The following is a 23,462-nucleotide window of genomic DNA, read 5'->3' on the forward strand; positions in this document are numbered from 1 at the left end:
GATCGGGACCGGCACGGGGCCGCAGGCGTCCGTGAACCCGAACAGCGGCCCCTTCCCGGCGCCCGGGCAGGGCACCGGCCCGCAGCCCGCCGTCGGCGGCGGCACGGGCCCGCAGGACGCGGTCGCCCCGGAACCGGCACCCGCCCCGGGCGACGGCGGCGGGCCGTACCCGGCCGTCGAGCCGGGCCCCGGGACGGGCCTCCAGCCGGCGCTCGGCACCGGTCCGCGGCCCGAGATCCCCCAGGGGACCGACACGGTCGCGGTCGCGGCGGCGACCCCCGACCGGCCGCAGCCGTACGCCGAACTCGGCATGAAGGACGAGGAGTACCGGCGGGTCCGCGAGATCCTCGGCCGCCGTCCCACGTCGGCCGAGCTGGCGATCTACTCGGTCATGTGGAGCGAGCACTGCTCCTACAAGAGCTCGAAGGTGCACCTGCGCCAGTTCGGCGACAAGGCGCCGCAGACGGACGCGCTGCTCGTCGGGATGGGCGAGAACGCGGGCGTCGTCGACGTCGGCCAGGGCTGGGCGGTCACGTTCAAGGTCGAGTCGCACAACCACCCGTCCTACGTGGAGCCCTACCAGGGCGCCGCGACGGGCGTCGGCGGCATCGTGCGCGACATCATGTCGATGGGCGCCCGCCCGATCGCGGTGATGGACTCGCTGCGGTTCGGCCCGGCCGACGCGCCCGACACGCAGCGGGTCCTGCCCGGCGTCGTCGCGGGCGTCGGCGGCTACGGCAACTCGCTGGGCCTGCCGAACATCGGCGGCGAGACCGTCTTCGACGCGTGCTACGCCCAGAACCCGCTGGTCAACGCCCTGTGCGTCGGCGTGATGAAGCACGACGACATCAAGCGCGCGGTCGCGCCCGGCCCGGGCAACAAGGTGATCCTGTTCGGGGCCGGCACGGGCCCGGACGGCATCGGCGGCGCGTCCGTCCTGGCGTCGGCGACGTTCGACGAGGAGTCGCAGCAGAAGCGCCCGTCCGTGCAGGTCGGCGACCCGTTCATGGAGAAGCTCCTGATCGAGTGCTGCCTGGAGCTGTTCCGCGAGGACCTCGTGGTCGGCGTGCAGGACCTCGGCGCCGCCGGGGTGTCGTGCGCGACGACCGAGCTGGCGGCCGCCGGCACCGGCGGCATGGACGTCGAACTCGACGCCGTCCCGCTCCGCGACGAGACGCTGCGCCCTGAGGAGATCCTCATGAGCGAGTCTCAGGAGCGCATGATGGCGGTCGTCACGCCGGAGAACGTCGACCGGTTCATGGCGATCTGCGCCCGCTGGGAGATCCCCGCGACGGTGATCGGCACGGTCACCGACACGGGCCGGCTGGTGATGCGCTGGCAGGGCGAGACGATCGTCGACATCCCGCCGGGCACCGCCGCCGACGAGGGCCCCGTCTACCGGCGTCCGCTGGAGCCGCCGCACGACCTGGGCGCCCTGCAGTCGGACACGCCGGGCCGGCTGACCCGCCCGTCCACGGGCGACGAGCTGCGCCGGACCGTCCTGTGGCTGGCCGGGTCGCCGAACCTCGCGGGCAAGACGTGGGTGACGTCCCAGTACGACCGGTACGTCCTCGGCAACACGGTCCTGGCGCAGCCGGAGAACGCGGGCGTGGTCCGGATCGACGACGAGTCGGGCCTGGGCATCGCGCTGTCGCTGGACGGCAACGGCCGGTACACGCGCCTCGACCCGTACTCGGGCGCGCAGCTCGCACTGTCCGAGGCGTACCGGAACGTCGCCGCGACCGGCGCCCGCCCCCTCGCCGTGACGAACTGCCTCAACTTCGGCTCCCCGGAGGACCCGGGCGTCATGTGGCAGTTCCAGCAGGCCGTGACCGGCCTCGCGGACGCCTGCGAGTACCTCGGCGTCCCCGTCACGGGCGGCAACGTCAGCTTCTACAACCAGACCGGGTCGACGCCGATCAACCCGACGCCGGTCATCGGCGTGCTGGGCGTCCACGAGGACGTCCGGCGGCGGGTGAACATGTCGCTGACGACGGACGGCGCGACGATCGCGCTGCTCGGCGAGACCCGCGAGGAGTTCGGCGGGTCCGAATGGGCGCACGTCGTCTACGGGCACCTGGGCGGCCTGCCGCCGCTGGTCGACCTGGCGGCGGAGCGCGCGCTCGCGAACGTCCTGCAGCTGGCCGTCCGGGACGGGCTGCTGACGACGGTGCACGACCTGTCGGACGGCGGCCTGTCGCAGGCGCTGGTCGAGTCGTGCCTGCGCGGCGGCCTCGGCGCCCGGATCACCCTGCACGGCGACCCGTTCGTCCAGCTGTTCAGCGAGTCGGTGGCGCGGGCGATGGTCGCGATCCTGCCGGGCGCGGAGGCGAAGGTCGCCGCGCTGTGCGAGGCGCACGGCGTCCCGGTGGCCCAGCTCGGCGTGGCGGGCGGCGACGCGCTCACCGTGACCGCCGCGGGCCAGGACGAGCTGTTCAGCATCCCGCTGCACGAACTGCGCGAGTCCCACGAGCGCATGCTCCCGAGCTACGCGGACTGACGACTCGGTAAAGGGCGCCCTCCCCCGGGAGGGCGCCCTTCGCATTCCTGTCGGAGACGTCGAATTCGACCCGACCACGGCCGCCTTCGCGCTGGCCGAGAGGCTCACCGGAGTCCACCTCACGGCGGAATTCCTCAAGACCGCGACCTTCGCGACCGGCCTCGTCCCCAGGGACGCCTTTTGAGCCCGGCGGCGCGTGTTTGACCCTCCTGTAACGGGAGGCCGGACACTGAAGTCATGTTGAGCATCGGTGAGTTCGCGAACATGACGGGGCTGAGCGTGAAGGCGCTGCGCCACTACGACGACAAGGGCGTCCTCTCCCCGGCGGAGGTCGACCCCGCCACGGGGTACCGGCGCTATTCGGAGGGCCAGGTGCGCTCGGGCGCGCTGGTCCGGGCGATGCGCGACGCCGGGCTGCCGCTGCCGGCGGTCGCGGTGGCGGTCCGGGACGGCGACACGGCGTCCGCGCTGGACGAGCACCGGCGGCGCGTCCTCGCGGAACGCGCACGCGAGGACGCGGCGTTCGAGAACGCCCGGCTCGTCGTGTCGTCCTTCGCGGCCCCCGTCGAGGTGACCGAACGCGAGAGCGCGGCCCGCCCGTACGTGGGCCGCGCCCTCACCGTGCGGACGGACGGCGACCACGAGGCGAGCGACGAGGCGGCGAACGACCTGCTGATGGGCCTGTTCGCCGACCTGCGGGCCGCCGGCCTCGGGCCGTCCGGGCAGTTCTGGACGGCGGTCCGGGAGGGCGACTCGCCCGACCACGCGGAGGTCGTGTGCTGCTGGCCGACGGCGGAACCCGCACCCGCCGGGTGGGGCGGCCCCGGCACGATCGTCGGCGTCCTCCCCGAACGCCGCGAGCTCGTCGCGACCTGGCGTTCCGTCACCGGCGGCCCGCTCCCGGAGGGCTCGGTGCACCCGGCGGTGGTGGCCCTGTTCGACGCCATCGCCGCCCGCGGCGTCGCCGTGTCCCACGACGAGGTACGCCAGGCCGTCCTGGGCCAGGACGAACACGACCACTCCGTAGAAGTGGCCGTGACCATCAAGCACTGAACCCGGCCGCCCCGGGGTCAGGGGTGGATCGGGTGGGTGTTCTGGTAGGTCAGGCGGTCGTCGGCGGTTTCGGTGATGGCGGTGAGGAGGTCGTCGAGGGCGGCGAACTCGTCCCATGCCGGGCGGGCGGACGCGCGCGCGAGGCGGGCGACGAGGAGGTCTTCGAGGTCCGGGACGCGCTTGCCCTTCCAGACCTTGTCGGCCAGGCTCACCAGCAGGTCCTCGATGGTGGTGCCGGGGTCGGTCCAGGACGCGTGGGTGGCCGCGAAGCGGGCGAGGGCGTCGTCGAAACCGTGCCGCAGCAGCAGGTCCCGGCCGGCCGCCTCGTGGGACGAGCCGGGCCCGGAGAGCTCGGCGACGTGCAGGGCCTTCCCGACGTCGTGGGTGGCGGCGCCGAAGAGCACGGCCCGCCGGTCGAACCGGACGTCCGGGTGCCGCCGCTCCACCCAGTCGGCGAGCCGCGCGGCGACGTCGTGGACGAGGCGGAGGTGGGCGGCCAGCCGGGGCGGGCAGTCCAGCGACCGCAGCAGCTCGGCGACGTCGCCCGGCAGCGGCCGCAGCGGCGGCTCGGACGGCCCGTCCAGGACGCGCACCAGTGCAGGCGAGGGGCCCACGCGTCCTCCTCGGGGCTTAGAAGACCGAGATGTGGACGTGGTCGTAGTGGTTCGCGGTCGCGCCGCCGCGGTTCTCCATCATGCGCCAGCCGGGGCTGCGCATGTCGTAGATGCGCTGCCGCCAGATGACGTACTTGATGCCGAGCTGGCTGGCGTGGGAGATGGCGTAGTCGGCGACCTGGTCGCCCTGGGTCTTGGCGCTGCCGGACGCGACGGCGCCGCCGGTCGTGACCATGAAGTCGCAGGCGTGGCCGGTGGCGTGGTCCTGGGGGTCGCCGGCGTAGCGGACGCAGCCGATCGTGGGGAACGGTCCGAACTCGACGTCCATGGTGTTCTTGACGTTGAGCATGCGGGACGTGACGCCGCCCATGCCGGTGCTCGGTGACTGCGGCTTGTACTTCTTGACGAGCTGCTTGATCTGCGCCTGGCGGCCTCTCAGCTCCTTGATCTCCTTCTCCAGGGCGTTGATCTTCTCTTCGGCCTTCCTGCGGGCCTGGTTCTGCTCGTCGATCAGCGTCTGGATCTGCTCGACCTTGCCGGCCTTGTTCTGCGCGAGGTGCGTGATGAGGCTGGCGTTGCTGAGCATGTCGGTCGGCTCGGCGGCCGCGAGGAACTGGACGGTCGGGTCCTCGCCGCCGGTCATGTAGCGGTTCGCGGCGAGGCGGGCGACGACGTCGCGGGCGGCCACCAGGTCCTTCTCGAGCGACTGGGCCTTCTTCATGGCCTCGGTGACCGCGTACCGGGTGTCCTTCAGCTTCGCCAGGTCGCCGCCGTACTCGTCTTCGAGCTTCTCGATCTGGTTGCTGAGCTGTCGGAACTTCTCCGAGTCGCCCGGGTCGGCCATCGGCGCGGCGACGGGTGCGGCGGCCGCGGTCGGCGCCGACGTGCCGAGCAGGGGCAGGGCGGTCGCGATGGCGAGCACGGCCACGGCGGCACGGCGTCCGCCGCGCCGAAGGGCGGTGGAGGTGGGGGTCTCCACGTCCTCTCCTCAGGTCAATGAACATTAAAGAACCGTCTGCCGCACGGCCAAGGCTAAACCCAAGTGGCGGGTGGGACGGTCCGGGACCCGTGACGCCCGGCGTCATGCTGGGAGCCGGGCCATACTACGTGACCGGATTCACGTTCGGGGCGCGTCAGCGGCGGCTGAGGGCGCCCTGGTAGCCGAGTTGGGTGCCGGGCCTGGTCCAGGTGTACCGGATGGTGCCGTCGGGCTGCAGGGACGCTTCGACGGCTCCGGGGGTGCACGGCTTGGCGACGTCCAGGGCGAGTTTCAGGCTGCTGTTGGTGCCGCTCTCGAACGTGAGGGTGCCATTGCACTTCTCCTTCGGGTAGACGACGCGCGCCGTGGTGGCGCCCTCCTCGAACGTGACCTCGAGGGGGAAGGACGCCTGGCTGTTGTTGTTGACCATCGTGCCGGTCCAGGTCCCCGCGAACGACTTCGGGACGACCGACACGGGACGGGTGTCGCCGGTGCCTGCGGGCGGCTCCGCGGCGTCGCCGTCCTTGAGCTGCGGCCACACCACGAGCGCGATGATCGCGATGCCGACGCCGACGCCGATCAGCAGCGACAGCGCCACGCCGAGCACGTGGTTGCCGGGACGCCGCATCCCGCCGAGGGACGGGAAGGACGGCGAGCGCCGCGGCGGTTCGTCGTCGTCCACGGCCCGCAGCCCGGGGATGAGGTGCGGCGCGGTCGAGTCGCGGGGCTCGGGGATCGCGTCGAACGTGCGGGTCTCGCCGTCCCCGGCCGGGAGCGCGCCGATCGCGGCCGTGCGGTCGTCGGCGACGGCGCCCATGGTGGTGGTCCGGTCGTCGGCGACGGCGCCGAACGTGGTGGTCGCCTCGAACGCGCCGGGGTCGAGCTCCACGGCGGGCGGGGGCGGCGGTTCGGGACGGTCGCGGCCGCGCGCCAGCTTGCCCAGCAGCGTCTTGCCGGGCGCCTGCTCGGGACGGGTCGCCTCGGCCGGGGGCGGCGGAACGTGCGGGGGCACGCCGGGCTGCCCTGGGACGGCTTGTGCCGGGGCTCCCTGGAGCGGTGCAAGCGCGCGCGGGGGCGGGGGTGCGCCCATGGGCGAGCCCACGGGAGGCGGCGGCTGCGGGACGCCCTGAGGCGGCTGGGGCGGCGCGGGCGCGGGCGGCGCGGGCTGGGGCTTCGGCGGGGGGACGGCCCCGGTGGCGAGGGCGCGGCCCTCGTGCACGAGCGAGGCGGGCATCCGGGCGGCGAGGGGGCCGCCCTCGTCGAGGAGGCGTTCGAGCAGGCCCTTGGCGGTGGGGCGCGCGGCGGGGTCCTTGGCGAGCGCGTCCGCCAGCACCGCGCGGAGCGAGTCGGGCGCCGCGGACAGGTCCGGGTCGTCGTACATGATCTGCTGGACGGTCTCGGACGGCGAGCCGTCGGCGAACGGGGGCGCCCCCGTCGCGGCGAACAGCAGGGTCGAGGCCCAGGCGAAGACGTCCGCGGGCGGGTCGGCGCGCAGGCCGCTGAGCTGCTCGGGGGCCCGGTAGAGCAGGTGGGACGGGTCGCTCGCGTCGGGGTCCCAGCGGGTGTCGCCGAGCACCGCGTCGAGCGCGCCGTGGACGCCGATGTCGCACATCCTGGGGCCGTCCCGTCCCAGCAGGACGTTCGCGGGCTTCAGGTCGTGGTGCACCGCTCCCGCGCGGTGCACGGCCGCCAGCGCGACCGCGAGGCCCACGGCGAGGCGTTCCACGACGGCGGGGCCGCGCGGGCCCTCCTCGTCGACGAGCTGCTGGAGGGACGGGCCGTCCACGCACTCGCTGACGACGTAGGCGCGGTCGTCCTGGACGTCGGCGTCCAGGACCGCGGCCGTGCAGAACCCGGAGATCCTGCGGGCGGCCTCGAACGCCGCGGTGAACCGGCCCCGGGCGGCGGGCTCGCCGCTCAGCCGCACGTGCAGCAGCTTGACCGCGACCGTGCGTCCGGCGGGGTCCGCGCCGAGGAAGACGGCGCCCTGCTCACCGACGCCGAGCCGGCCCGTGATCTCGTACGCGCCGAGTCTTCGCGGGTCACCAGGCTGCAGGGGCAGCGCCTCGGGCATCTGACGAACCTCCGTGTCCTCCGGGGAGCGAGTTCGCCGCCTCCCCGTCCTGTTCACTCCCCGCCTGGCATCGGTCCTTTTTTACCGTTATTTCCGGCGGCTCGTGCCTTTTGGGGGACGACCGCCCGGGTGAGCGCGCCAGCCGCCCGGAGCGTAGGCGCACGAGGCGTGCCGCGCAAAAACGCGGCCGGCGGGGGCCCGGGTCGCCGGCGCGGTAGCTTCGGTGCGTGCCCCGGACACCGTTGACCGCCGCCGTCCTGAACGAACAGCGCGCCGCGCTCGGCCTGCCGCCGTACACCGGCGGGGACGACGCCGCCGACCTGCGGCGGGCCGCCTTCGAGACCGTCGCGGCCATGGGCGACGCCGGGACGGGCGCGGCCCGCCCGGTCGTGCGGGGCGCGGTGCGGCACCTGCTGGACGACCTCGCCGGGCGGGCCCCCGGACGGTCGGTGGAGGTGCGGGTCCCGCCGCACGCGGCCGTGCAGTGCATCGAGGGGCCGCACCACAAGCGCGGCACCCCGCCGAACGTCGTCGAGATGGACGCGGCGACGTGGATCGCCCTCGCGACCGGACGTCTCGCGTGGGCGGACGCCGTCGCGGACGGACGCGTCCGTGCGAGCGGCGCGCGCGCGGACCTGTCGCCCTACCTCCCGCTGGAGTAGGGGCCCGATTCGGGTCTTGCCACCGTGCCCCCGCGCTGGGAGCGTGGTCACCACCGGCCGATCGGGGGCATGGAGGTGTCGCCATGCTCGTCGCGCACTGGACGTTCGACGTCGCGACCGTGGAGGGCCGCCGGGTGCACGTCGCGTCCGGCGCCGCGCCGGACGCCGAACTGGACGAGGTCGCCGAGATCGTCCCCGGACGTGCCGGGGAGGCGCTCGCGCTCGGCGCACACGCGCGCGCCGTCATCCCTGCCGCGCCCCAGCTCGTCTTCAGCCAGATCTTCGGTTTCACGGTGGCGTTCTCCGTGAACGTGACCGAGGAACCTACCGGGGAGTGGCGCAGCCTCCTGTACAAGCCGGTCGGGGAGAACGACGCGCGTGGTCTCGGCCTATGGCTTTACCCGGACGCCATGCGGCTCCGGCTCCAGCTGTTCACCGCCAAGGGCCCCGACTACATGGACAGCCACGCGCGCCTGGCCGTCGGGGAGTGGGCCCACGTCGCGTTCGTCGTGAACGCCCAGGGGATGGTCCTGTACGTCGACGGTGAGCAGGATGTGGCCGAGGGACTGGACGAGCCCGTGGTCACACCGGCGGGCCCCATCCTCCTCGGCAGCGAGCAGACGAAACCGGGGTTCGGCGGCCTGATCGACGACCTCCGCGTGTACGCGTCCGCGCTCGACGCCGAAGCCGTCCGGGCCCTCGCGGACCAGGGGCCGTCCTAAGGCGTTCCCTAAGGCGCCAGGGTGGAGCGCGCGAAGGGGAACTCGCGTTCGACGCAGTGGCGGCGCTCGTCCGCACCGGGGTACCGGCGCTCGTCGCCGCACTCCGCCGCCTTGCTCAGCAGGACGAACAGCGCCACGCCGCCGAGGACGAGCGCGGCCGCCGAGCAGACCACGCCCACCACGGCGGGCCAGCGGTCGGCGTCGTGGCGGGCCAGCGAGACGGCGCCGAGGACGAGCCCCGCGAGCGCGGGCAGCACGCCCAGCAGGCACACCGCCAGCCCCAGGAGCCCGATGATCCCGAGCACCAGAGAGGCCCGCGCCGCCCCACTGCGCGGGCGCGGGGCGGGGGGTGTGTAGGTCTGGTACCCAGGCAGCGTCATCCGGTCCTCCCCGTCTCCTGCCATACGTTTCCGTGCCGTGCCTGAAGCCCGTGGTCGCAGGGGGTAAAGGTCGTTTAAGGAGATCCGCCGATCCGAGCAGGTGAAGGTGGCATCTAGACTGACGGGCGTGCCTCTCCGTGATGGACGTCTGAGCCACGACATCGATCCCACCGACCGCCCCCCGCAGGACGCCTGTGGGGTGTTCGGCGTCTGGGTCCCCGCGGACCAGGCGACCAAGGCGGAAGTGAGCAAGCTCACCTACTACGGTCTGTACGCGCTCCAGCACCGCGGGCAGGAGTCCGCAGGCATCGCCGTGAGCGACGGCGACCGCATCGTCGTCTTCAAGGACATGGGCCTCGTCGCCCAGGTGTTCGACGAGTCGGTGCTGAACACTTTGCGCGGCCACATCGCCGTGGGCCACTGCCGCTACTCCACGACGGGCTCGCCCACGTGGGAGAACGCGCAGCCCACGTTCCGCCCGACCGACGCGGGCGGGCTCGCGCTCGTCCACAACGGCAACCTGATCAACACGCGGGAACTCGCCGAGGACCTGCCCCCGGGCACCCTCACCGCGACCACCGACACCGAGGTCCTCACCGCCCTGCTGTGCGCCCGCGAGGGCGGCCCGCTGGAGGCGGCGCGGCACGTCCTGCCCGCCACCCGCGGCGCGTACTCGCTGGTGTTCATGGACGAGCACACCCTGTACGCCGCACGCGACCCGGAGGGCATCCGCCCGCTCGTCCTCGGCTCCCTGGAGGGCCACGGCGGCTGGGTCGTCGCGTCCGAGACCGCCGGCCTCGACATCGTCGGCGCCCGGTTCGTCCGGGAGATCGAGCCCGGCGAGATGATCGCGATCGACGCGGACGGCGTCCGCTCCGAGCGGTTCGCCGAGGCCCGCCCCAAGGGCTGCCTGTTCGAGTACGTGTACCTCGCCCGCCCCGACACGACGATCGCCGGGCGCAGCGTCCAGGCCACCCGCGTCGAGGTGGGGCGCCGGCTGGCCCGCGAGCACCCCGTCGAGGCCGACATGGTCATCCCGACCCCCGAGTCGGGCACCCCGGCCGCGATCGGCTACGCCGAGGCGTCCGGCATCCCCTACGGGCAGGGGCTCGTCAAGAACTCCTACGTCGGACGGACGTTCATCCAGCCGTCGCAGACGATCCGGCAGCTCGGCATCCGGCTGAAGCTGAACCCGCTGCGCGAGGCCATCGAGGGCAAGCGCCTCGTCGTCGTCGACGACTCGATCGTCCGCGGCAACACCCAGCGCGCGATCGTCGGGATGCTGCGGGACGCGGGCGCCGCCGAGGTGCACGTCCGCATCTCCAGCCCGCCCGTCGCGTGGCCCTGCTTCTACGGCATCGACTTCGCCACCCGCGCCGAGCTGATCGCCGGGAACCTGTCGGTGGAGGAGATCCGCGACTCCATCGGCGCCGACAGCCTCGGCTTCATCTCGCTGGACGAGCTGATCTCCGCGTCCCACATCGCCAAGGACCGCCTCTGCCGCGCCTGCTTCGACGGGGTGTACCCCATCGAGGTCGAGCAGTCCGAGCGCGGCAAGCACCTGCTGGAGGCCGGACGATGACGTCGTACGAGGCCGCCGGGGTGGACATCGCGGCCGGCGAGCGGGCCGTCGAGCTGATGAAGTCCCGGGTGGCCCGGTCCCGCCGTCCCGAGGTCGTGGACGACGTCAGCGGCTTCGCCGGGCTCTTCGACGCCTCGGCGTTCCTGCGCTACAAGCGCCCGCTCCTCGCCACCTCCACCGACGGCGTCGGCACCAAGGTCGACCTCGCCCGCCGCCTCGGCGTCTACGACACCGTCGGCCACGACCTCGTCGGCATGGTCATCGACGACCTCGCCGTGTGCGGCGCCGAGCCGCTGTTCATGACCGACTACATCGCCTGCGGCAAGGTCGTCCCCGAGCGCATCGCCGACATCGTCGGCGGCATCGCCGACGCGTGCGCCCTCGCGGGCTGCGCCCTGGTCGGCGGCGAGACCGCCGAGCACCCCGGCCTCCTCGAACCGGACGAGTTCGACATCGCGGGCGCCGGAACGGGCGTCGTCGAGGCCGACGACGTCCTCGGCCCCGAACGCGTCCGCGCGGGCGACGTCGTCATCGCGATGGCCTCGTCCGGCGTGCACTCGAACGGCTACTCGCTCGTCCGGCACATCCTCGCCACGACGGACCTCGCCCTCGAGTCCCGCCCCGCCGAACTCGACCGCACCCTCGGCGAGGAACTCCTCACCCCCACGCGCATCTACGCCAAGGACTGCCTCGCCCTCGCCGCCGCCGGGGGCGTCCACGCGTTCGCGCACATCACCGGGGGCGGCCTCGCCGCGAACCTCGCGCGCTCCCTGCCCGCGAACGTGGACGCCGTCCTGAACCGCGGGTCCTGGGAGGTCCCGCCGCTGTTCCGGGTGCTGCAGGCCCACGGCGACGTGCCGCAGGCCGAGATGGACAAGACGTTCAACCTCGGCGTCGGCATGGCCGCGATCGTCGCGCCCGACGCGGCCGACGCCGCCCTGCGGCTGCTCGCCGAACGCGGCGTCCCGTCCTGGATCCTCGGCGAGACCACCGAGGGCACCGGGCGGGCCGCCCTCGCCTGACCCGGCGAGGACCACCCGGCCGCGCACGCGATCTCGCACCGGGACGCTCCGGCGCGCGTCACTCGCCGCCCCCGGCCGCTGCCCGGCCGACCGCGGCGACCTCAGGGGCGTCGGCGGTGTCGGCCGGGGCCTCCTGGCCGAGGGGCGGGACGTGGCGCGGCGCGCGGGCCACGAGCACGGCGATGCCGACCAGGACGACGGCACTGGCGGCCGTCACGACGTTCATCCCGGTCAGGAACGCGTCCTGGGCCGAGCCGCTGAGCAGGCCGCCGACCGCGTCCGGGAGCCCGTCGGCCACCGCGGACGCGGCCGCGAAGCCGTCGATCACGGTCTCGGCCGTCCCGTCCGGGAGACCGTCCGGTATCGCGTCCGCCATCCGGGCGCTGTAGACGGCCGTGCCCAGGGTGCCGAAGAGGGCGATGCCCAGGGCGGCGCCGAGTTCGCCGGCGGTCCGTCCTGCGCCGCCTGGCCCTGCACCCGGACGGCTGCGCCCTCGACGCCGTCGAAGCGCAGGGCGCGACCGGGGAGGCGGCCGACGGCGATCGGGCCGGTGAGGACGTGGCCGACCTGCTGGGCAGGCTGCTGGACAAGTCGCTGGTGGCCGTCTCCGGCGAGCGGTACCGCCTCGCCGAATCGTCGATGCGGCTCGCCGAAGCCTACGCGCTGAACGGGCTCGCGCGGGTGGCCCGCCGTACGGGCCGCCTCGACACCGCCGACGCCCACCTGACCACCGTGCTCGACCGGAGCCGCCGATCAACAGGGCGGGCAACACGAACGCCACCCTCGCGACGCGGGGGTGGCGTTCGTGTCAGACATCAACCCGAGGATTGGTCCTTGCGGTCCTCGGTGCCGTAATCGTCGGCGTAGTCGGCGTACTTCTCGACGAGTTCGTCGTAGTCGCCGCCCGGGGAGTCGTTGACTCCGAGTTCGCTCTTCAGGCGGTCGAGGTCCGTGTTGCCGCTGTTGTACTTGAGCTGGCGGGCAACCTTCACCTGCTTGGCCTTGGCTCGGCCGCGACCCATTGGCTCGACCCCCTCGATGGTCAGGGCTTTCGTGGGCCCATCAACGCGCGCGTGTACCACACGAACCGATGCCTGATGAGCCATGCGTCAGTCACGAGTACAACCGTACCCGTTTTGCGCCCGGCTCGGTACTTCGGCGGCACGTGGCGGCGCTCTTGTTCCGGGAACTCCAGTGTATCCGGTAGGTGTCAGTGGACCGACTTGACGTCATGTGAGCGCCCGGCACACCGGGCCGAACGGAACGTCAAACGCTCGGTGGCCGCCGTGGGACGCGCGTACGACGTCCCACGACGGCTTCGCGAAGGCCCTACGACGGCCGGTACGGGATCAGACGAGAATGCCGCGCAGACGGCCGATCTCGGACATCCGGCGCTCGGCGAGCCGGTCCGCGGCCACCGCCGGGGGGACGCCCTCGTCGGCGGCGAGCTCGAAGATCTTGCGGGTCGTGTCGTAGATGCCGGACGCCCGCGCCTTGGCGCGCTCGAAGTCGAACCCGGTGATCTCGTCCGCGACCTGGATCACACCGCCCGAGTTCACCACGTAGTCGGGGGCGTACAGGACGTTCCGGTCGGCGAGGTTCTTCTCCACGCCCGGGTGCGCGAGCTGGTTGTTGGCGGCGCCGCAGACGATCCGGGCGCCGAGGGCGGGCACCGTCTCGTCGTTCAGCGACCCGCCGAGCGCGCACGGGGCGTAGACGTCGAGGTCCGCGCGGATCATCGCGGCGCCGTCCGCGACGACCTCGACCTCGGGGTGCAACGCCCGGACGCGTTCCACGGCGGCCTCGCTGACGTCGCAGATCACGACGTCCGCGCCGTCCTCGCGCAGGTGCTCGACGAGGCGGTGGCCGACCTTCCCGACGCCCTCCACGCCGACCCGCCGGCCGTGCAGGGTGGGGGCTCCCCACACCGTCTCGGCGGCGGCGCGCATCCCCTGGAACACGCCGTAGGCCGTCAGGATGGACGAGTCGCCCGCGCCGCCGTTCGCGACGGTGCGTCCGGTGACGAACTCGCATTCGCGGGCCACGAGGTCCATGTCCTCGCTGTACGTGCCGACGTCGCACGCGGTGTAGTAGCGGCCGCCCAGGGACTTGACGAACCGTCCGTAGGCCCGCAGGAGCGCTTCGGTCTTGTCCCTGGAGGGGTCGCCGAGGATGACGGCCTTCCCGCCGCCGTGGTCCAGCCCGGCGAGGGCGTTCTTGTACGCCATGCCCCGGGAGAGGTTCAGCACGTCGGCGAGCGCCTCCTCCTCCGACCCGTACGGGTAGAAGCGGGTGCCGCCCAGGGACGGCCCGAGGGCGGTGGAGTAGATCGCGATGATGGCGCGCAGGCCGCTGGCCTCGTCCTGGCAGAAGACGACCTGCTCGTGGCGGGGTTCCGAGCCCTTGTGGGGCGACCCGAAGACATTAGGCACGGTAGTGCCCTCCTTCCTGTCCACTGATCAGCCTAGGGCGCGCCGCGCCCCACCGGGAGGTAACGCGGGCGTCTCGCCGGGCCCGTCGTCGCGACCGCCGGGCGGGTCTCGTGTCACGATGCGATCGTGTTTCCGTACGCCGCGTACCTACGGGTATACGAACCGGTGACCGCCTTCCAGGAACCGGCGCGGACGTTGTGGACGGCCTATGCCGAGTCCCGGCGGCGCCCGCGACGGATCCACGCGCTCGGCGTCGAGCATCGCGACGCGGCCCACCGGCTGGCCGCCGTCCCGCCGGAGGTCGTCCCGGACCGGGAGAGCCGCGACGCCTACGTGCGCCGCCTCGACGACGCGATCTACGTGTGCCCGTGGGAGACGCGGCTGCGCTCGTGGATCGCGTTCGAGCGGTTCCGCGACGAGCAGCCGGCGGGGGTCGCCGCCGCGTTCGTCCCGCCGCCGCAGTCCGAGCGCATCGCGCAGGCCTTCGAGCGCTGGAAGCGGGCCGGGCGCCCGATGCGCCCGCACATCCTGACGAGCACCTGGCACGTCCCGCTGGACTGGTTCGTGCCGTTCGTCCGCACCGAGCGCTCGCTGACCCTGGGCGGCCCCGGACCGGACGTCGACGCCGCGTGCGACCACGCGGGGCAGGGGCCCGCGACGGCCGCGCCCGCGCGCACACTGCTGTACGTCACGTCGATGGGCGAGGCCCGTCGCCGCGTGGACCACGCGCTGCCGATCGTCCGGGAGAACCTCGGGGACGGCTCGGGCGACGTGTACCTGCTCTCTGCGGGGCGCCTGGAGACGCTGTCCCGCTGGCTGGGGGAGTTCCATCCCCGCGCGCTCGTCGAGCTCGACTACGGCGGGCTGGTCCATCTCCTGGACGATGCGGCGCTGCGGGCGGACGAGTCGGTCGCGGAGATGTCGGTGGCCCTCACCGGGATGCAGCGCGGCGAGGTCGAGCTGACCGTCGCGATGTACAAGCGGCTCCTGGCCCGCTGGCGGCCCGTCCGGGCCCTGGAGTCGGCCAACTGAGGGCCGCCGGGATGCCGCTCCCGTGGACGTACTGAACAAAATTCCCGAATCTGCGCGCGATACGACTATACGTGTCGCTAGAATCACGCAGCGTGACCCGAAGTTCATCGCCGATGCGCAGCTCGCGGCGTTCGAGGGGATGTTTGCCCGCAACGTACGCCAGGAACTTGCTTGTTGCGCTCAGTGGTGGCAAGGTTACACGTTGTGATGTCATAGTGGCTCTTTCGGGCCATAGGGGACATCAGTGACCGCGCGAGGATCAATCGCAGGATCGCTGTCATCGGTCCACGGAGGAGAGGCCGCAAACATGTCAGCACGTACGCCAGAGGCCGAGCCCCTGCTGACGCCGGCGGAGGTGGCGACGATGTTCCGCGTCGACCCCAAGACCGTCACGCGCTGGGCGAAGGCGGGCAAGCTCACGTCCATCCGGACGCTCGGGGGGCACCGGCGCTACCGCGAGGCGGAGGTGCGGGCGCTGCTGGCGGGAATCCCGCAGCAGCGCTCGGAGTAGCCGCTCCGGCCGGCGCGCCCCGCACTGGCACGCCGGACGCCTCACAGGGGGGCTGCGAACGGCCCGGGACCACGGTCATCCGAGAATCGCGGTCCCGGCCCGCTCACGGTTCGATCGGACGTCCCGCCCGCGACTCGCCGGGCGGGACTCCGGCATGCCCGGACGCGCCCCGAGACCCGCCCCGCGGCTCCGCCGAGACCGCGGCGGGCGCGCGGCAAGGGGGTGGCCGATAGTGGTCACCCGAGTCACGGCGGTCACACCCGCCGTGAGAGGACCAATCCGCCCCGCCGGAACCGGCCGCCCCAGGCGGAGGCTCAGCCGGACGCCTGCCCGGACGTCTGGCCGGACGCCTGCTCCGGGGTGAGCTCCTCGTGCGCGAGACGGTCGAACAGGGCCCCGGTGCCGGGGTCGTGCCGTCCCGCGACGTGCAGCATCACGACCAGGTGGTCGACGAGGAGCCGTTCGAGGTCGGCCCGCGCGACGTCGCGGTTCTCGAGCCAGTCGAGGCCCGCGGTCTCGACCGCCGCCATCCACGCGCGCAGCGTGATCCGCAGCGTCGGCTGCGGGACGTCCACGGCCAGCGAGTGCAGGATCCGGTCCAGCAGGAGCTGGCGGATGCCGTCGACGATCTCCCCGACCTCGCCCGACCGGTCGGCCGGGCCGCCGCGCAGCAGGGCCGTGTAGCCCGCCGCGTGGCTCTCCACGAAGTCGAAGTAACGTTCCAGCGAGACGCCGAGCCGCTCCAGCGGCTTGCCCTCGGTCGGCGGCTCCAGCAGCACCGACAGCTTCTTCGCCGCGCTGCCGAGAGCCGCGATGTACAGCTCGTACTTGCCGCCGAAGTAGTGGTAGACGAGCGCCCGGGACGCCCCCGCGGCCGCCGCGACGTCGTCGATGGAGACGTCCTCCGGCGACCGCGTGCTGAACAACTGCAGGGCCGCCTCGATCAGTTCTTCCCGTCGTTCGTCCACGCTGAGCCTGCGACGTCCCTGCCCGCCGCGCTGCCGGCTCCGCGCCCTGTCACCGGTCACCGCACGTTCTGCCACCTGCGCAGGGTATCCGAGGCGCCGCCCGGGGCACGCCGTGCCGGGCCCGCCGCGGGGCGTCCCGTCACCCTCCCGTGACCCGCCCCGGACCGCGATGTGATCCGGGACACCACAGACCCGAACCCGGGTTGGCGGCGGACCGTTACTCCCTGTTGCGACGATTTGTGGGGAAGCCAAGGCATCATGGCATCTCCTCCCGCGCGGAGGAGGCGCGCCGCGGCCCCAGGCGCGCCGTGACGGCAGGTCCTGCAGGCCCCCCTGGACGGAGTGCCATGTCTGGTGAAGTTGACCCCCCGCACAAGACGCAGGAGGACGTCGTGGTGCCCAGGCCGCGGCGCCCCTCCTCGGCCGCCCGCGACGAGGGGAGGTCCGTGCCCGCGCCGAAGCCGACGATCCGCAACGTCGCCGAGCGGGCCGGGGTCTCCAAGTCCCTCGTCTCCCTGGTGATGCGCGGCTCCCCGCACGTCAGCGAGCGCCGCCGGCAGGCTGTCCTGCAGGCCGCGCGGGAACTCGGCTACCGGCCCAACGCCGTGGCCCGCAGCCTCGTCGAGGGACGCACGCGCCTCATCGGCGCGATCGTCGCCGACCTGCACAACCCGTTCTTCGCGGAGTTCCTCGACGGGCTGCAGGAGAGCCTGCACGGCGCCGGGCTCCGCATGCTCGTCGGCAGCGGCCGCTGGGACCCGATGTTCGAGGCCGAGGCCGTCGAGGCGTTCCTGGAGATGCGGGTGGACGGCCTGGTGCTCCTCAGCGTCGTCCCCGAGTCCCTGAAGGACGCGGCGGCGAGCGTCCCCGTCGTCGTGGTCGGCGAGCGGGACGTCAAGGGCGTCGACATCGTCGTGGACGACGACGAGCTCGGCGCCAGCCTCGCCGTCGACCATCTGGTGTCGCTCGGGCACCGGCGCATCGCCCACATCGAGGGCACCCGCTCGACCGCGGCCCGGTACCGGCGCATCGGCTACGAGAAGGCGATGCGGCGGCACGGGCTCGAGGACGAGATCGCCGTGCAGCCCGGCGACTTCACCGAGGAGGGCGGCTACCGCGCGGCCCGCGGCCTGCTGCGCCGCGACCGCCGGCCCACCGCGATCTTCGCGCCGAACGACCTCGTCGCGACCGGGGCGCTGTCCGCGGCGGTGGAGCTCGACCTGCGGGTGCCCGCCGACCTGTCGGTCATCGGTTACGACAACACCCATCTCGCCGCGATCCGGCACATCTCCCTCACGAGCGTCGACCAGCCGCGCCGCGACATGGGCCGCCTCGCGGCCGAGATGCTCACCGCCCGCATCGGCGACCCCTCCCGCGCCGCCCGGCAGAACCTCGTCGTCCCGCACCTGGTCGTCCGCTCGACCACGGGCCCGGTGCCCGCCTGACGTCTCCCGGACCCGGCGCCTCCCGAAGTGGTCCGCATCGGGTAACGGGCGTGCCAAGGCCGGGGCATTCGCCGTACTCCGGACGGCCGCCGGGGGGTTAATGGACTCACCGTTCGGCGGGCCGGGGACAGGCGGGCCGGACGGCCCCCGGCCGGGCGCCGGCGCGGCCGTCCGGCCCGGACCCGCGCGCGGGGCGGGCACAGGGTCGTGGACGATCGGGGGGTTCAGCCGTGCGTGATCCGGAGCTGGTGTCGTGCGCGCAGCGCGCCGCGAACGAGTTGGAACGGGCCTGGTCGCGGTGGAGGCACGCGCGCGGCCTCGCCGAGCAGGTGTCGGAGTCCGTCGCGAGTTACGTGGCGCACTCCATCGACCATCCGTGGGGCCGCCCCCGCGTGGTGCTGGGCCTGGACGCGGAGGAGGCGCGGGCGCTCGCCGCGCTGCTCGGCCGGGAAGATCCTCTCCGCTGATCGGGAATGCCGTTCCGCGTGACTTTCGTTTGACGAACTCGATGCCGGGTGCAGACTGGCATCGGCGATAACGAACCCATCACGGAGGAATCGGCCTGTGCGCATCAAACGAGGCGGCCCCGCGGTCGCCGGCCTCGCGCTGAGCCTCGGCGCCCTCGTCGCCTGCGGCACGGGCGGCGGGTCCGGTGACGCGGCGCAGCCTCCGACGGCCGGCGCCACGTCCCCCGCGGGCGCCGAACAGCAGCGTTCCGCGTCGCCCGACGCGTCGTCCCCCCTGGACGGCAAAGTGATCGTCATCGACCCGGGGCACAACGGCGGCAACGCCGACCACCCCGACGAGATCAACAAGCAGGTCAAGATCGGCAACGGCAGCAAGGCCTGCGACACCACCGGCACCAGCACCGACGACGGCTACGCCGAGCACGCGTTCACCTGGGACGTCTCCAAGCGGCTCGAGAAGGCCCTCGAGGCCGAGGGCGCCGAGGTGACGCTGACCCGCGACAGCGACGACGGCGTCGGCCCGTGCATCACCGAGCGCGCCGGGATCGCGAACGAGCTGAAGGCCGACGCGGCCCTGTCGGTCCACGCGGACGGCACGTCCGCGTCCGGGCACGGCTTCCACATCATCGCGCCCGAGTCGATCGGCCGGAACGCCGCGGTGGTGCCCGAGTCGCGCGAGCTGGGCCTCGCCCTCCGCGACGCCTTCAAGGACGGCACCGGCGTCCCCTACTCGAACTACCTGGGCGAGAAGGGGATGGACTTCCGTGACGACCTCGGCGGGCTGAACATGTCGACCGTCCCGAAGGTCTTCATCGAGTGCGGCAACATGCGCAACGCGGGCGAGGCGGCGAAGATGAAGGACCCGCAGTTCCGCGAGCGCATCGCCGACTCCCTCGCGCAGGGCTTCGAGCACTACTTCGCCTGACCGGGGACGCGCGCGGGGGCGGCGGTCAGGACGGCTGCACCTCGTCGAAGAGCGCGACGGCCGCGGCGTGCGGGACGTCGCCGGTGGGGCGGGGTGTTCGGCCGTGCGGGGCGCGGGACAGCGGGCAGGATGGGGGGATGTCCGATCTTCGTGTGCCGCTCAGCCGTGTCCGTGACGTCCTGCAGGAGGCCGGGTACACCGTCGCCGGTGTGCGCGCGCTGCTGGGGCCGGTGGCGGGCGGGGCGCTGGCGCGGGACGAGATCGTGCCCGCGCTGCGGGCGACCCGGGGCGGTTCGGCGCTGGAGGCGCTGACCCGGCTGCTCTGGCTGCAGGTCCCGGTGCCCCCGGACGGGACGACGGGCGAGCTCGTCCGCGCGGGGCTCGCGGAGGAGTCGGGCGGCGAGGTCCGGGGGCTGTTCCACGTCGAGCCGCTGGAGGCCGTCGGCGGGAACGGCCACGCCGGGTACGTCGTGTCGGACCGGAAGGTGCGGCCGGGGGACGGGATCCCGGCGCCCGATCACGTGGTGGGCGCGGGCGGCGCGTCCGGGAGCCTCGCGCGGCTGGTTGTCCACAGCCCTGTGGATAACGTGCTCGACCTCGGGACGGGATGCGGCGTGCAGGCGGTGCATCTGGGCGCGCGCGGGCAGGCGCGCCGCATCACCGCGACGGACGTCAACGCGCGGGCGCTCGAACTCGCGGAGATGAGCTTCGCGCTGTCCGGGATCGGGAACGCCGAGACGCTGCGGGGGCCGCTGTTCGAGCCCGTCCGGGGGCGGCGGTTCGACCTGATCGTGTCGAACCCGCCGTTCGTCATCGCGCCGCCCGGCGACCGCGCGTTCACCTACCGCGAGTCCGGAATGCCGGGCGACGACTTCTGCAGGCGGCTCGTCACGGAGTCCGCCGGGATGTTGAACGACGGGGGATATTGCCAGCTCCTGGCCAACTGGCTGCACGTGGACGGGGTGCCGTGGGACGAACGCGTCGGCGGCTGGGCCGAGGCGTCGGGGTGCGAGGCGTGGGTCGTGCAGCGGGACGTCCAGGACCCGGCGGAGTACGCGGAACTGTGGCTGCGGGACTCGTGCGAGGCGGGGACGCCCGAGTACCGCGCGCGCTACGAGGCGTGGCTCGAGCACTTCGAGCGGCACCGCGTGACGGGCGTCGGGTTCGGGTGGATCACGCTGCGGCGGGGCGACGGGCCGGTGCGGGTGGAGGAGCTGCGGCACGCGGTCGAGGAGCCCGTGGGCGCCTACGTGGCGGACGTCCTCGACGGGTTCCGCGCGGGCGCCGAGTTTTCCACAGCCTGTGGACGAACGCTGCGTGCGGCGGCCGGTCTGGTACAGGAGCAGATCGGCCCGCCCGGCGCCGAGGACCCGGAACGGATCGTCCTGCGCCAGACCGGCCGGCTCCGCCGGGCGGCGGGCGTCGGGACGGTCGAGGCCGGGCTCGCCGGGGTCTGCGACGGCTCGCTGCCCCTCGAACCGCTCCTCGACGCCATCGCGCGCCTCACCGGGACGGACGCCGGCAGTGTGCGCGCGCACGCGGACGCCGTCCTCCCGGAGCTCATCGCCGACGGCTTCTTCCACTGACGCGCGCCCGGGCCGCCGAACCCGCGCCGCGCCGGCCGCGTCGGATGTCGATGGAGTGATTCCCCGCCTGCGGCCGAGGGCCGGCGACCGACAAGGAGGACGCCGATGAGGGTGCGAAGGTGGCGGGCCGCGTGGCTGGTCCGGCAGGCGGTCGAGAAGAGCATCCCGTACCTGGACACGCTGGAGCGCGGCATCGGCGAGGACGGCGCGGTGCGCGCGCTGGTGATCGAACTCGCCACGGAGGACCGGCACGCCGAGCACCCGCTGCGCCTCTGGGCCCGGGACCGCATCGCCCGGACGTGGGTGCGCGGCCGGGACCCCGCGCTCCGCGCCGTCGTCCGGGAGCACCGGCTGATGGCCGCCGGGGGCGACGAGCACTGGACGACCGCCGCCCTGAACGACCGCCTCCTGGAAAGCTGGGGCCTGGACGCCGAAACGGCGCTGCCCGCGCTGCTCACCGACGACGACCCCGACGTGCGCGGGGGCGCGCGGCGGGCGTGCGCGCAGGCCCGCGAGCCGCTGCTGGGCGTCCTGTGGGCGCAGGCCAAGGCGTCCCTGGGGGCCGAGCGCGAACCGCTGCTGGAGTCGCTGCTCGGCAACCCCCACCCCCTGGACGACCGCACGCTGGGCCTGGCGTGGTCGACGTGGATCGAGAGCCCGGAACCGGCCCTGTGGGCGTTCCTGCGGGAACGCGGCGGGCCCGCGACCGACGCCGGCGGCGCCGTGACGCGGCGGCTGAGCCGGCTCGCGCTGGGGACGGCGCCGCCGGAGGAGCTGTGCCGGTCCGTGCTCGACGACGGCCCGCCCGAGCACGTCCGGGAGATCGTCGTCCGGACCTGCGCGGAGCGCGGGCTCGTGCCGGCCGAGCCGCCCGCGCGGGCGGCGTTCCTGCTGGTCACCGGCCGGTACGAGGAGTACCGGCTGCTCGACCCGGACGGCTCGCTGCTGGCCGCCGCCTACGCGGCGGGCCCGGCCGGGCTGCGCGACCGGGTGCGCTCGGCGATCGCCGCCGCGGGGGAACTCGACCTGCTCCGCGTCCTGATCGACGCCACCTCCGTGCGGACCATGAGCGTCCGCGAGCGCGGCCTGCTGGCCGACCGGCTGGCGGCCGAGGAGGCGTGGCCGAAGCTGTGGCGGCTCGCCCGCGACCTCCCCCTGGCCGAGGCGATCGGCGCCCTCCGGGCGGTCCCCGGCCGGCCCCCGCCCGGCCTGCCGCCCGCCGCGTTCGACCGGCTCCGCCGCATGCCGCCGCACCGCGTCGCGGCCGCGCTCGCCTCCCTCGACGCGCCCGCGCCCGTCCGGCTCGAGCACGGGCTCCTCCTGCCCGGCGACCACGCCCTGTCCCCGGACGGGACGCGCATCGCCGTCGAGGGCTACAGCCGCGACGCGGGCGCCGAGGTGGTCGTCGAGTACACCCTCCCCGAGGGCGAGGTCGTCGCCCGCCACCGGAAGGCGCACGCGGAGGGGCCGGTGCACGCCGGCGACGCCGTGTTCGGGATCGCGGGCCGCCCCGAGCGCGTGTCGGGCCGCGTGCACGGGGACGTCGTCCGGTACGGCGGGGGCGGCGAGCCCGCGAGCGTCCTCGGCCCCCGCCGCGGCGACAGGCCGATATGGGCGCTGGCCGCGGCCCCGTCCGGGCTCGTCGCCGCGAGCCCCGACGGCCTGTACCTGCTCGCCCCGCCCTACGACCGTCCGCACCGCACCGTCCGGTTCGCCGACCTCGGGCTGCCGCCGGTGCCGCCCTTCACCCTCGCCGTGGAGTGGACGACCGGGATGATCGCCGTCGGCGGCGCGGCCCCCGCGGTGCTGGACGCCGCGGCCGAGACCGTGATCGCGCGCGGAGACGCGGTCTCCAGCGGCGCCGTGCAGGTGGCCTTCGCGTCACCGTCCCGGCTGATCACGCGCAACCGGGACGGCTCCTGCACCGGCTGGGCGATCGCGCACGGCATGCTGCGTCCCGAGCCGACCGCCCTCGCCGGGAAGCCGGGCCAGCGCATCACCGCGCTGCCCGCGCACGACCGCCTCTGGGCGGGCCGCTACGCCGGCTTCTTCGACCCGGCGACCCTGGAGCAGGCGGGCCCGCCGGCCGGCGGCGGCCTTGCGGACGTGCGGGCCCTCTGGGCCGCCCCGGCGGGCGCCCACTTCGCGATCGTCCGCGAGGAGACTTCGGCCGTCCGGAAGGGGCACGAGGACGACGTGGAGGTGTACGGCACCTACCGCGACCCCGCCGGACGGATGCTCGACCGGCCCCTCGCCGACTTCGCACCCGCCGACCTCGACCGTATCGACGCCCTCATCGCGTCCGGGAAGTACGACGGCGACGTGGCCGAACTGCTGGCACTGCACCGCATCTTCCTGGAGGAACGCTACGGCTCCGACGTCGCCCTGGGCACGGCCGTCCCCCTCGGCGACGAAACCGACATCGCCCTCGGCGACGCGACGGGCACGGCCCTCGGCGAGGGGGCCGACCCGGCCCTCGGCCCCTGATCGACGGTCGTGCCGCGGCCG

At 73.9% G+C, this 23,462-nt stretch carries 24 protein-coding genes; 16 read left to right on the plus strand and 8 right to left on the minus strand.

Features of this window, described 5'->3' with window-relative positions; translation table 11 throughout:
* Positions 1-235: 235 nt before the first annotated feature.
* The 3 genes from purL to AB0L25_RS14005 are packed head-to-tail and all read left to right on the plus strand — an operon-like array spanning position 236 to position 3,553.
* Complete coding sequence (purL, locus tag AB0L25_RS13995; protein WP_500172001.1) at positions 236-2,500, plus strand: phosphoribosylformylglycinamidine synthase subunit PurL; 2,265 nt, start codon at positions 236-238, stop codon at positions 2,498-2,500.
* A 43-nt stretch (positions 2,501-2,543) separates the two neighbouring features.
* Complete coding sequence (locus AB0L25_RS14000) at positions 2,544-2,684, plus strand: DUF6461 domain-containing protein (protein ID WP_500172003.1); 141 nt, start codon at positions 2,544-2,546, stop codon at positions 2,682-2,684.
* 53 nt (positions 2,685-2,737) lie between these two features.
* Positions 2,738-3,553 (plus strand): MerR family DNA-binding transcriptional regulator, encoded by an 816-nt coding sequence (locus AB0L25_RS14005; protein WP_500171852.1) that lies wholly within the window; start codon positions 2,738-2,740, stop codon positions 3,551-3,553.
* A 17-nt stretch (positions 3,554-3,570) separates the two neighbouring features.
* On the opposite strand, the gene AB0L25_RS14010 is transcribed toward AB0L25_RS14005, so the two are convergent.
* From AB0L25_RS14010 to AB0L25_RS14020, 3 genes are all read right to left on the minus strand, one after another.
* Positions 3,571-4,167 (minus strand): HD domain-containing protein, encoded by a 597-nt coding sequence (locus tag AB0L25_RS14010; protein ID WP_500171854.1) that lies wholly within the window; start codon positions 4,165-4,167, stop codon positions 3,571-3,573.
* A gap of 16 nt (positions 4,168-4,183) precedes the next feature.
* Positions 4,184-5,146 (minus strand): coiled-coil domain-containing protein, encoded by a 963-nt coding sequence (locus AB0L25_RS14015; RefSeq protein ID WP_500171855.1) that lies wholly within the window; start codon positions 5,144-5,146, stop codon positions 4,184-4,186.
* A gap of 154 nt (positions 5,147-5,300) precedes the next feature.
* Positions 5,301-7,220, minus strand: a complete 1,920-nt coding sequence (locus tag AB0L25_RS14020) for a serine/threonine protein kinase (RefSeq protein ID WP_500171857.1) — start codon at positions 7,218-7,220, stop codon at positions 5,301-5,303.
* Positions 7,221-7,447: 227 nt separating this feature from the next.
* Between AB0L25_RS14020 and AB0L25_RS14025 the strand changes: the two genes are divergently transcribed.
* Both AB0L25_RS14025 and AB0L25_RS14030 read left to right on the plus strand, forming a co-directional pair.
* Positions 7,448-7,882: a sterol carrier family protein gene (locus tag AB0L25_RS14025; protein WP_500171858.1), complete on the plus strand. Its 435-nt coding sequence runs from the start codon at positions 7,448-7,450 to the stop codon at positions 7,880-7,882.
* Positions 7,883-7,965: 83 nt separating this feature from the next.
* Entirely contained in the window at positions 7,966-8,604 is a 639-nt protein-coding gene (locus AB0L25_RS14030; protein ID WP_500171859.1) for a LamG domain-containing protein, read from the plus strand.
* Positions 8,605-8,612: 8 nt separating this feature from the next.
* Here the strand turns inward: AB0L25_RS14030 and AB0L25_RS14035 are convergent, their stop codons facing one another.
* Positions 8,613-8,984, minus strand: a complete 372-nt coding sequence (locus tag AB0L25_RS14035) for a hypothetical protein (protein WP_500171861.1) — start codon at positions 8,982-8,984, stop codon at positions 8,613-8,615.
* A gap of 127 nt (positions 8,985-9,111) precedes the next feature.
* Here AB0L25_RS14035 and purF point away from each other — a divergent pair, with 127 nt between their 5' ends.
* Both purF and purM read left to right on the plus strand, forming a co-directional pair.
* Positions 9,112-10,566: an amidophosphoribosyltransferase gene (gene purF, locus AB0L25_RS14040; RefSeq protein ID WP_500171863.1), complete on the plus strand. Its 1,455-nt coding sequence runs from the start codon at positions 9,112-9,114 to the stop codon at positions 10,564-10,566.
* A complete protein-coding gene (purM, locus tag AB0L25_RS14045; RefSeq protein ID WP_500171864.1) occupies positions 10,563-11,588 on the plus strand; it encodes a phosphoribosylformylglycinamidine cyclo-ligase in 1,026 nt (341 codons plus the stop codon). Before purF ends, purM begins: the two co-directional genes overlap by 4 nt.
* Positions 11,589-11,646: 58 nt before the next feature.
* Here purM and AB0L25_RS14050 read toward each other — a convergent pair whose 3' ends face one another.
* Positions 11,647-11,964: a hypothetical protein gene (locus AB0L25_RS14050; RefSeq protein ID WP_500171866.1), complete on the minus strand. Its 318-nt coding sequence runs from the start codon at positions 11,962-11,964 to the stop codon at positions 11,647-11,649.
* A 182-nt stretch (positions 11,965-12,146) separates the two neighbouring features.
* Between AB0L25_RS14050 and AB0L25_RS14055 the strand changes: the two genes are divergently transcribed.
* Entirely contained in the window at positions 12,147-12,443 is a 297-nt protein-coding gene (locus AB0L25_RS14055) for a hypothetical protein (protein ID WP_500171867.1), read from the plus strand.
* Here AB0L25_RS14055 and AB0L25_RS14060 read toward each other — a convergent pair.
* Positions 12,404-12,610 carry a DUF3073 domain-containing protein gene (locus AB0L25_RS14060; protein ID WP_500172005.1) on the minus strand — a complete coding sequence of 69 codons (207 nt, stop codon included), beginning with the start codon at positions 12,608-12,610 and terminating at the stop codon, positions 12,404-12,406. The genes AB0L25_RS14055 and AB0L25_RS14060 overlap by 40 nt on opposite strands.
* A 327-nt stretch (positions 12,611-12,937) precedes the next feature.
* Positions 12,938-14,020, minus strand: coding sequence for a Leu/Phe/Val dehydrogenase (locus tag AB0L25_RS14065; protein WP_500171869.1), 1,083 nt, complete (start codon positions 14,018-14,020; stop codon positions 12,938-12,940).
* Between the two features lie 126 nt (positions 14,021-14,146).
* On the opposite strand from AB0L25_RS14065, the gene AB0L25_RS14070 reads away from it, so the two are divergent.
* From AB0L25_RS14070 to bldC, 3 genes are all read left to right on the plus strand, one after another.
* Positions 14,147-15,052, plus strand: coding sequence for a DUF8083 family protein (locus AB0L25_RS14070; RefSeq protein WP_500171870.1), 906 nt, complete (start codon positions 14,147-14,149; stop codon positions 15,050-15,052).
* A gap of 22 nt (positions 15,053-15,074) precedes the next feature.
* A complete protein-coding gene (locus AB0L25_RS14075; protein ID WP_500171872.1) occupies positions 15,075-15,260 on the plus strand; it encodes a hypothetical protein in 186 nt (61 codons plus the stop codon).
* Positions 15,261-15,359: 99 nt separating this feature from the next.
* Positions 15,360-15,563, plus strand: a complete 204-nt coding sequence (bldC, locus tag AB0L25_RS14080; protein WP_012850682.1) for a developmental transcriptional regulator BldC — start codon at positions 15,360-15,362, stop codon at positions 15,561-15,563.
* Positions 15,564-15,877: 314 nt separating this feature from the next.
* Here the strand turns inward: bldC and AB0L25_RS14085 are convergent, their stop codons facing one another.
* Positions 15,878-16,606 carry a TetR/AcrR family transcriptional regulator gene (locus AB0L25_RS14085; protein ID WP_500171874.1) on the minus strand — a complete coding sequence of 243 codons (729 nt, stop codon included), beginning with the start codon at positions 16,604-16,606 and terminating at the stop codon, positions 15,878-15,880.
* A gap of 272 nt (positions 16,607-16,878) precedes the next feature.
* Between AB0L25_RS14085 and AB0L25_RS14090 the strand changes: the two genes are divergently transcribed.
* The 5 genes from AB0L25_RS14090 to AB0L25_RS14110 all read left to right on the plus strand — a co-directional run bounded on the left by AB0L25_RS14090 (position 16,879) and on the right by AB0L25_RS14110 (position 23,441).
* Positions 16,879-17,976: a LacI family DNA-binding transcriptional regulator gene (locus AB0L25_RS14090; RefSeq protein ID WP_500171875.1), complete on the plus strand. Its 1,098-nt coding sequence runs from the start codon at positions 16,879-16,881 to the stop codon at positions 17,974-17,976.
* 230 nt (positions 17,977-18,206) lie between these two features.
* Positions 18,207-18,443, plus strand: coding sequence for a hypothetical protein (locus AB0L25_RS14095; RefSeq protein ID WP_500171877.1), 237 nt, complete (start codon positions 18,207-18,209; stop codon positions 18,441-18,443).
* A gap of 97 nt (positions 18,444-18,540) precedes the next feature.
* The gene (locus AB0L25_RS14100) at positions 18,541-19,368 is read left to right on the plus strand and encodes an N-acetylmuramoyl-L-alanine amidase (protein WP_500171878.1); all 828 of its coding nucleotides are present in this window, start codon (positions 18,541-18,543) and stop codon (positions 19,366-19,368) included.
* Between the two features lie 137 nt (positions 19,369-19,505).
* Positions 19,506-20,954, plus strand: coding sequence for a DUF7059 domain-containing protein (locus AB0L25_RS14105; RefSeq protein ID WP_500171880.1), 1,449 nt, complete (start codon positions 19,506-19,508; stop codon positions 20,952-20,954).
* A 105-nt stretch (positions 20,955-21,059) separates the two neighbouring features.
* Positions 21,060-23,441, plus strand: coding sequence for a hypothetical protein (locus tag AB0L25_RS14110; RefSeq protein ID WP_500171881.1), 2,382 nt, complete (start codon positions 21,060-21,062; stop codon positions 23,439-23,441).
* Positions 23,442-23,462 lie beyond the last annotated feature (21 nt).

The sequence above is a fragment of the Spirillospora sp. NPDC052242 genome (assembly GCF_040679555.1).
In the GTDB taxonomy this organism is placed as follows: domain Bacteria; phylum Actinomycetota; class Actinomycetes; order Streptosporangiales; family Streptosporangiaceae; genus Spirillospora.

Coding starts and splice junctions, on each gene's coding strand:
- AB0L25_RS14020 (WP_500171857.1), bottom strand. CDS start 7,220: ATGCCCGAGGCGCTGCCCCTGCAGCCTGGTGACCCGCGAAGACTCGGC.
- AB0L25_RS14105 (WP_500171880.1), top strand. CDS start 19,506: ATGTCCGATCTTCGTGTGCCGCTCAGCCGTGTCCGTGACGTCCTGCAG.
- AB0L25_RS14035 (WP_500171861.1), bottom strand. CDS start 8,984: ATGACGCTGCCTGGGTACCAGACCTACACACCCCCCGCCCCGCGCCCG.
- bldC (WP_012850682.1), top strand. CDS start 15,360: ATGTCAGCACGTACGCCAGAGGCCGAGCCCCTGCTGACGCCGGCGGAG.
- AB0L25_RS14005 (WP_500171852.1), top strand. CDS start 2,738: ATGTTGAGCATCGGTGAGTTCGCGAACATGACGGGGCTGAGCGTGAAG.
- AB0L25_RS14110 (WP_500171881.1), top strand. CDS start 21,060: ATGAGGGTGCGAAGGTGGCGGGCCGCGTGGCTGGTCCGGCAGGCGGTC.
- AB0L25_RS14050 (WP_500171866.1), bottom strand. CDS start 11,964: ATGGCGGACGCGATACCGGACGGTCTCCCGGACGGGACGGCCGAGACC.
- AB0L25_RS14060 (WP_500172005.1), bottom strand. CDS start 12,610: ATGGGTCGCGGCCGAGCCAAGGCCAAGCAGGTGAAGGTTGCCCGCCAG.
- purM (WP_500171864.1), top strand. CDS start 10,563: ATGACGTCGTACGAGGCCGCCGGGGTGGACATCGCGGCCGGCGAGCGG.
- AB0L25_RS14090 (WP_500171875.1), top strand. CDS start 16,879: ATGTCTGGTGAAGTTGACCCCCCGCACAAGACGCAGGAGGACGTCGTG.
- AB0L25_RS14030 (WP_500171859.1), top strand. CDS start 7,966: ATGCTCGTCGCGCACTGGACGTTCGACGTCGCGACCGTGGAGGGCCGC.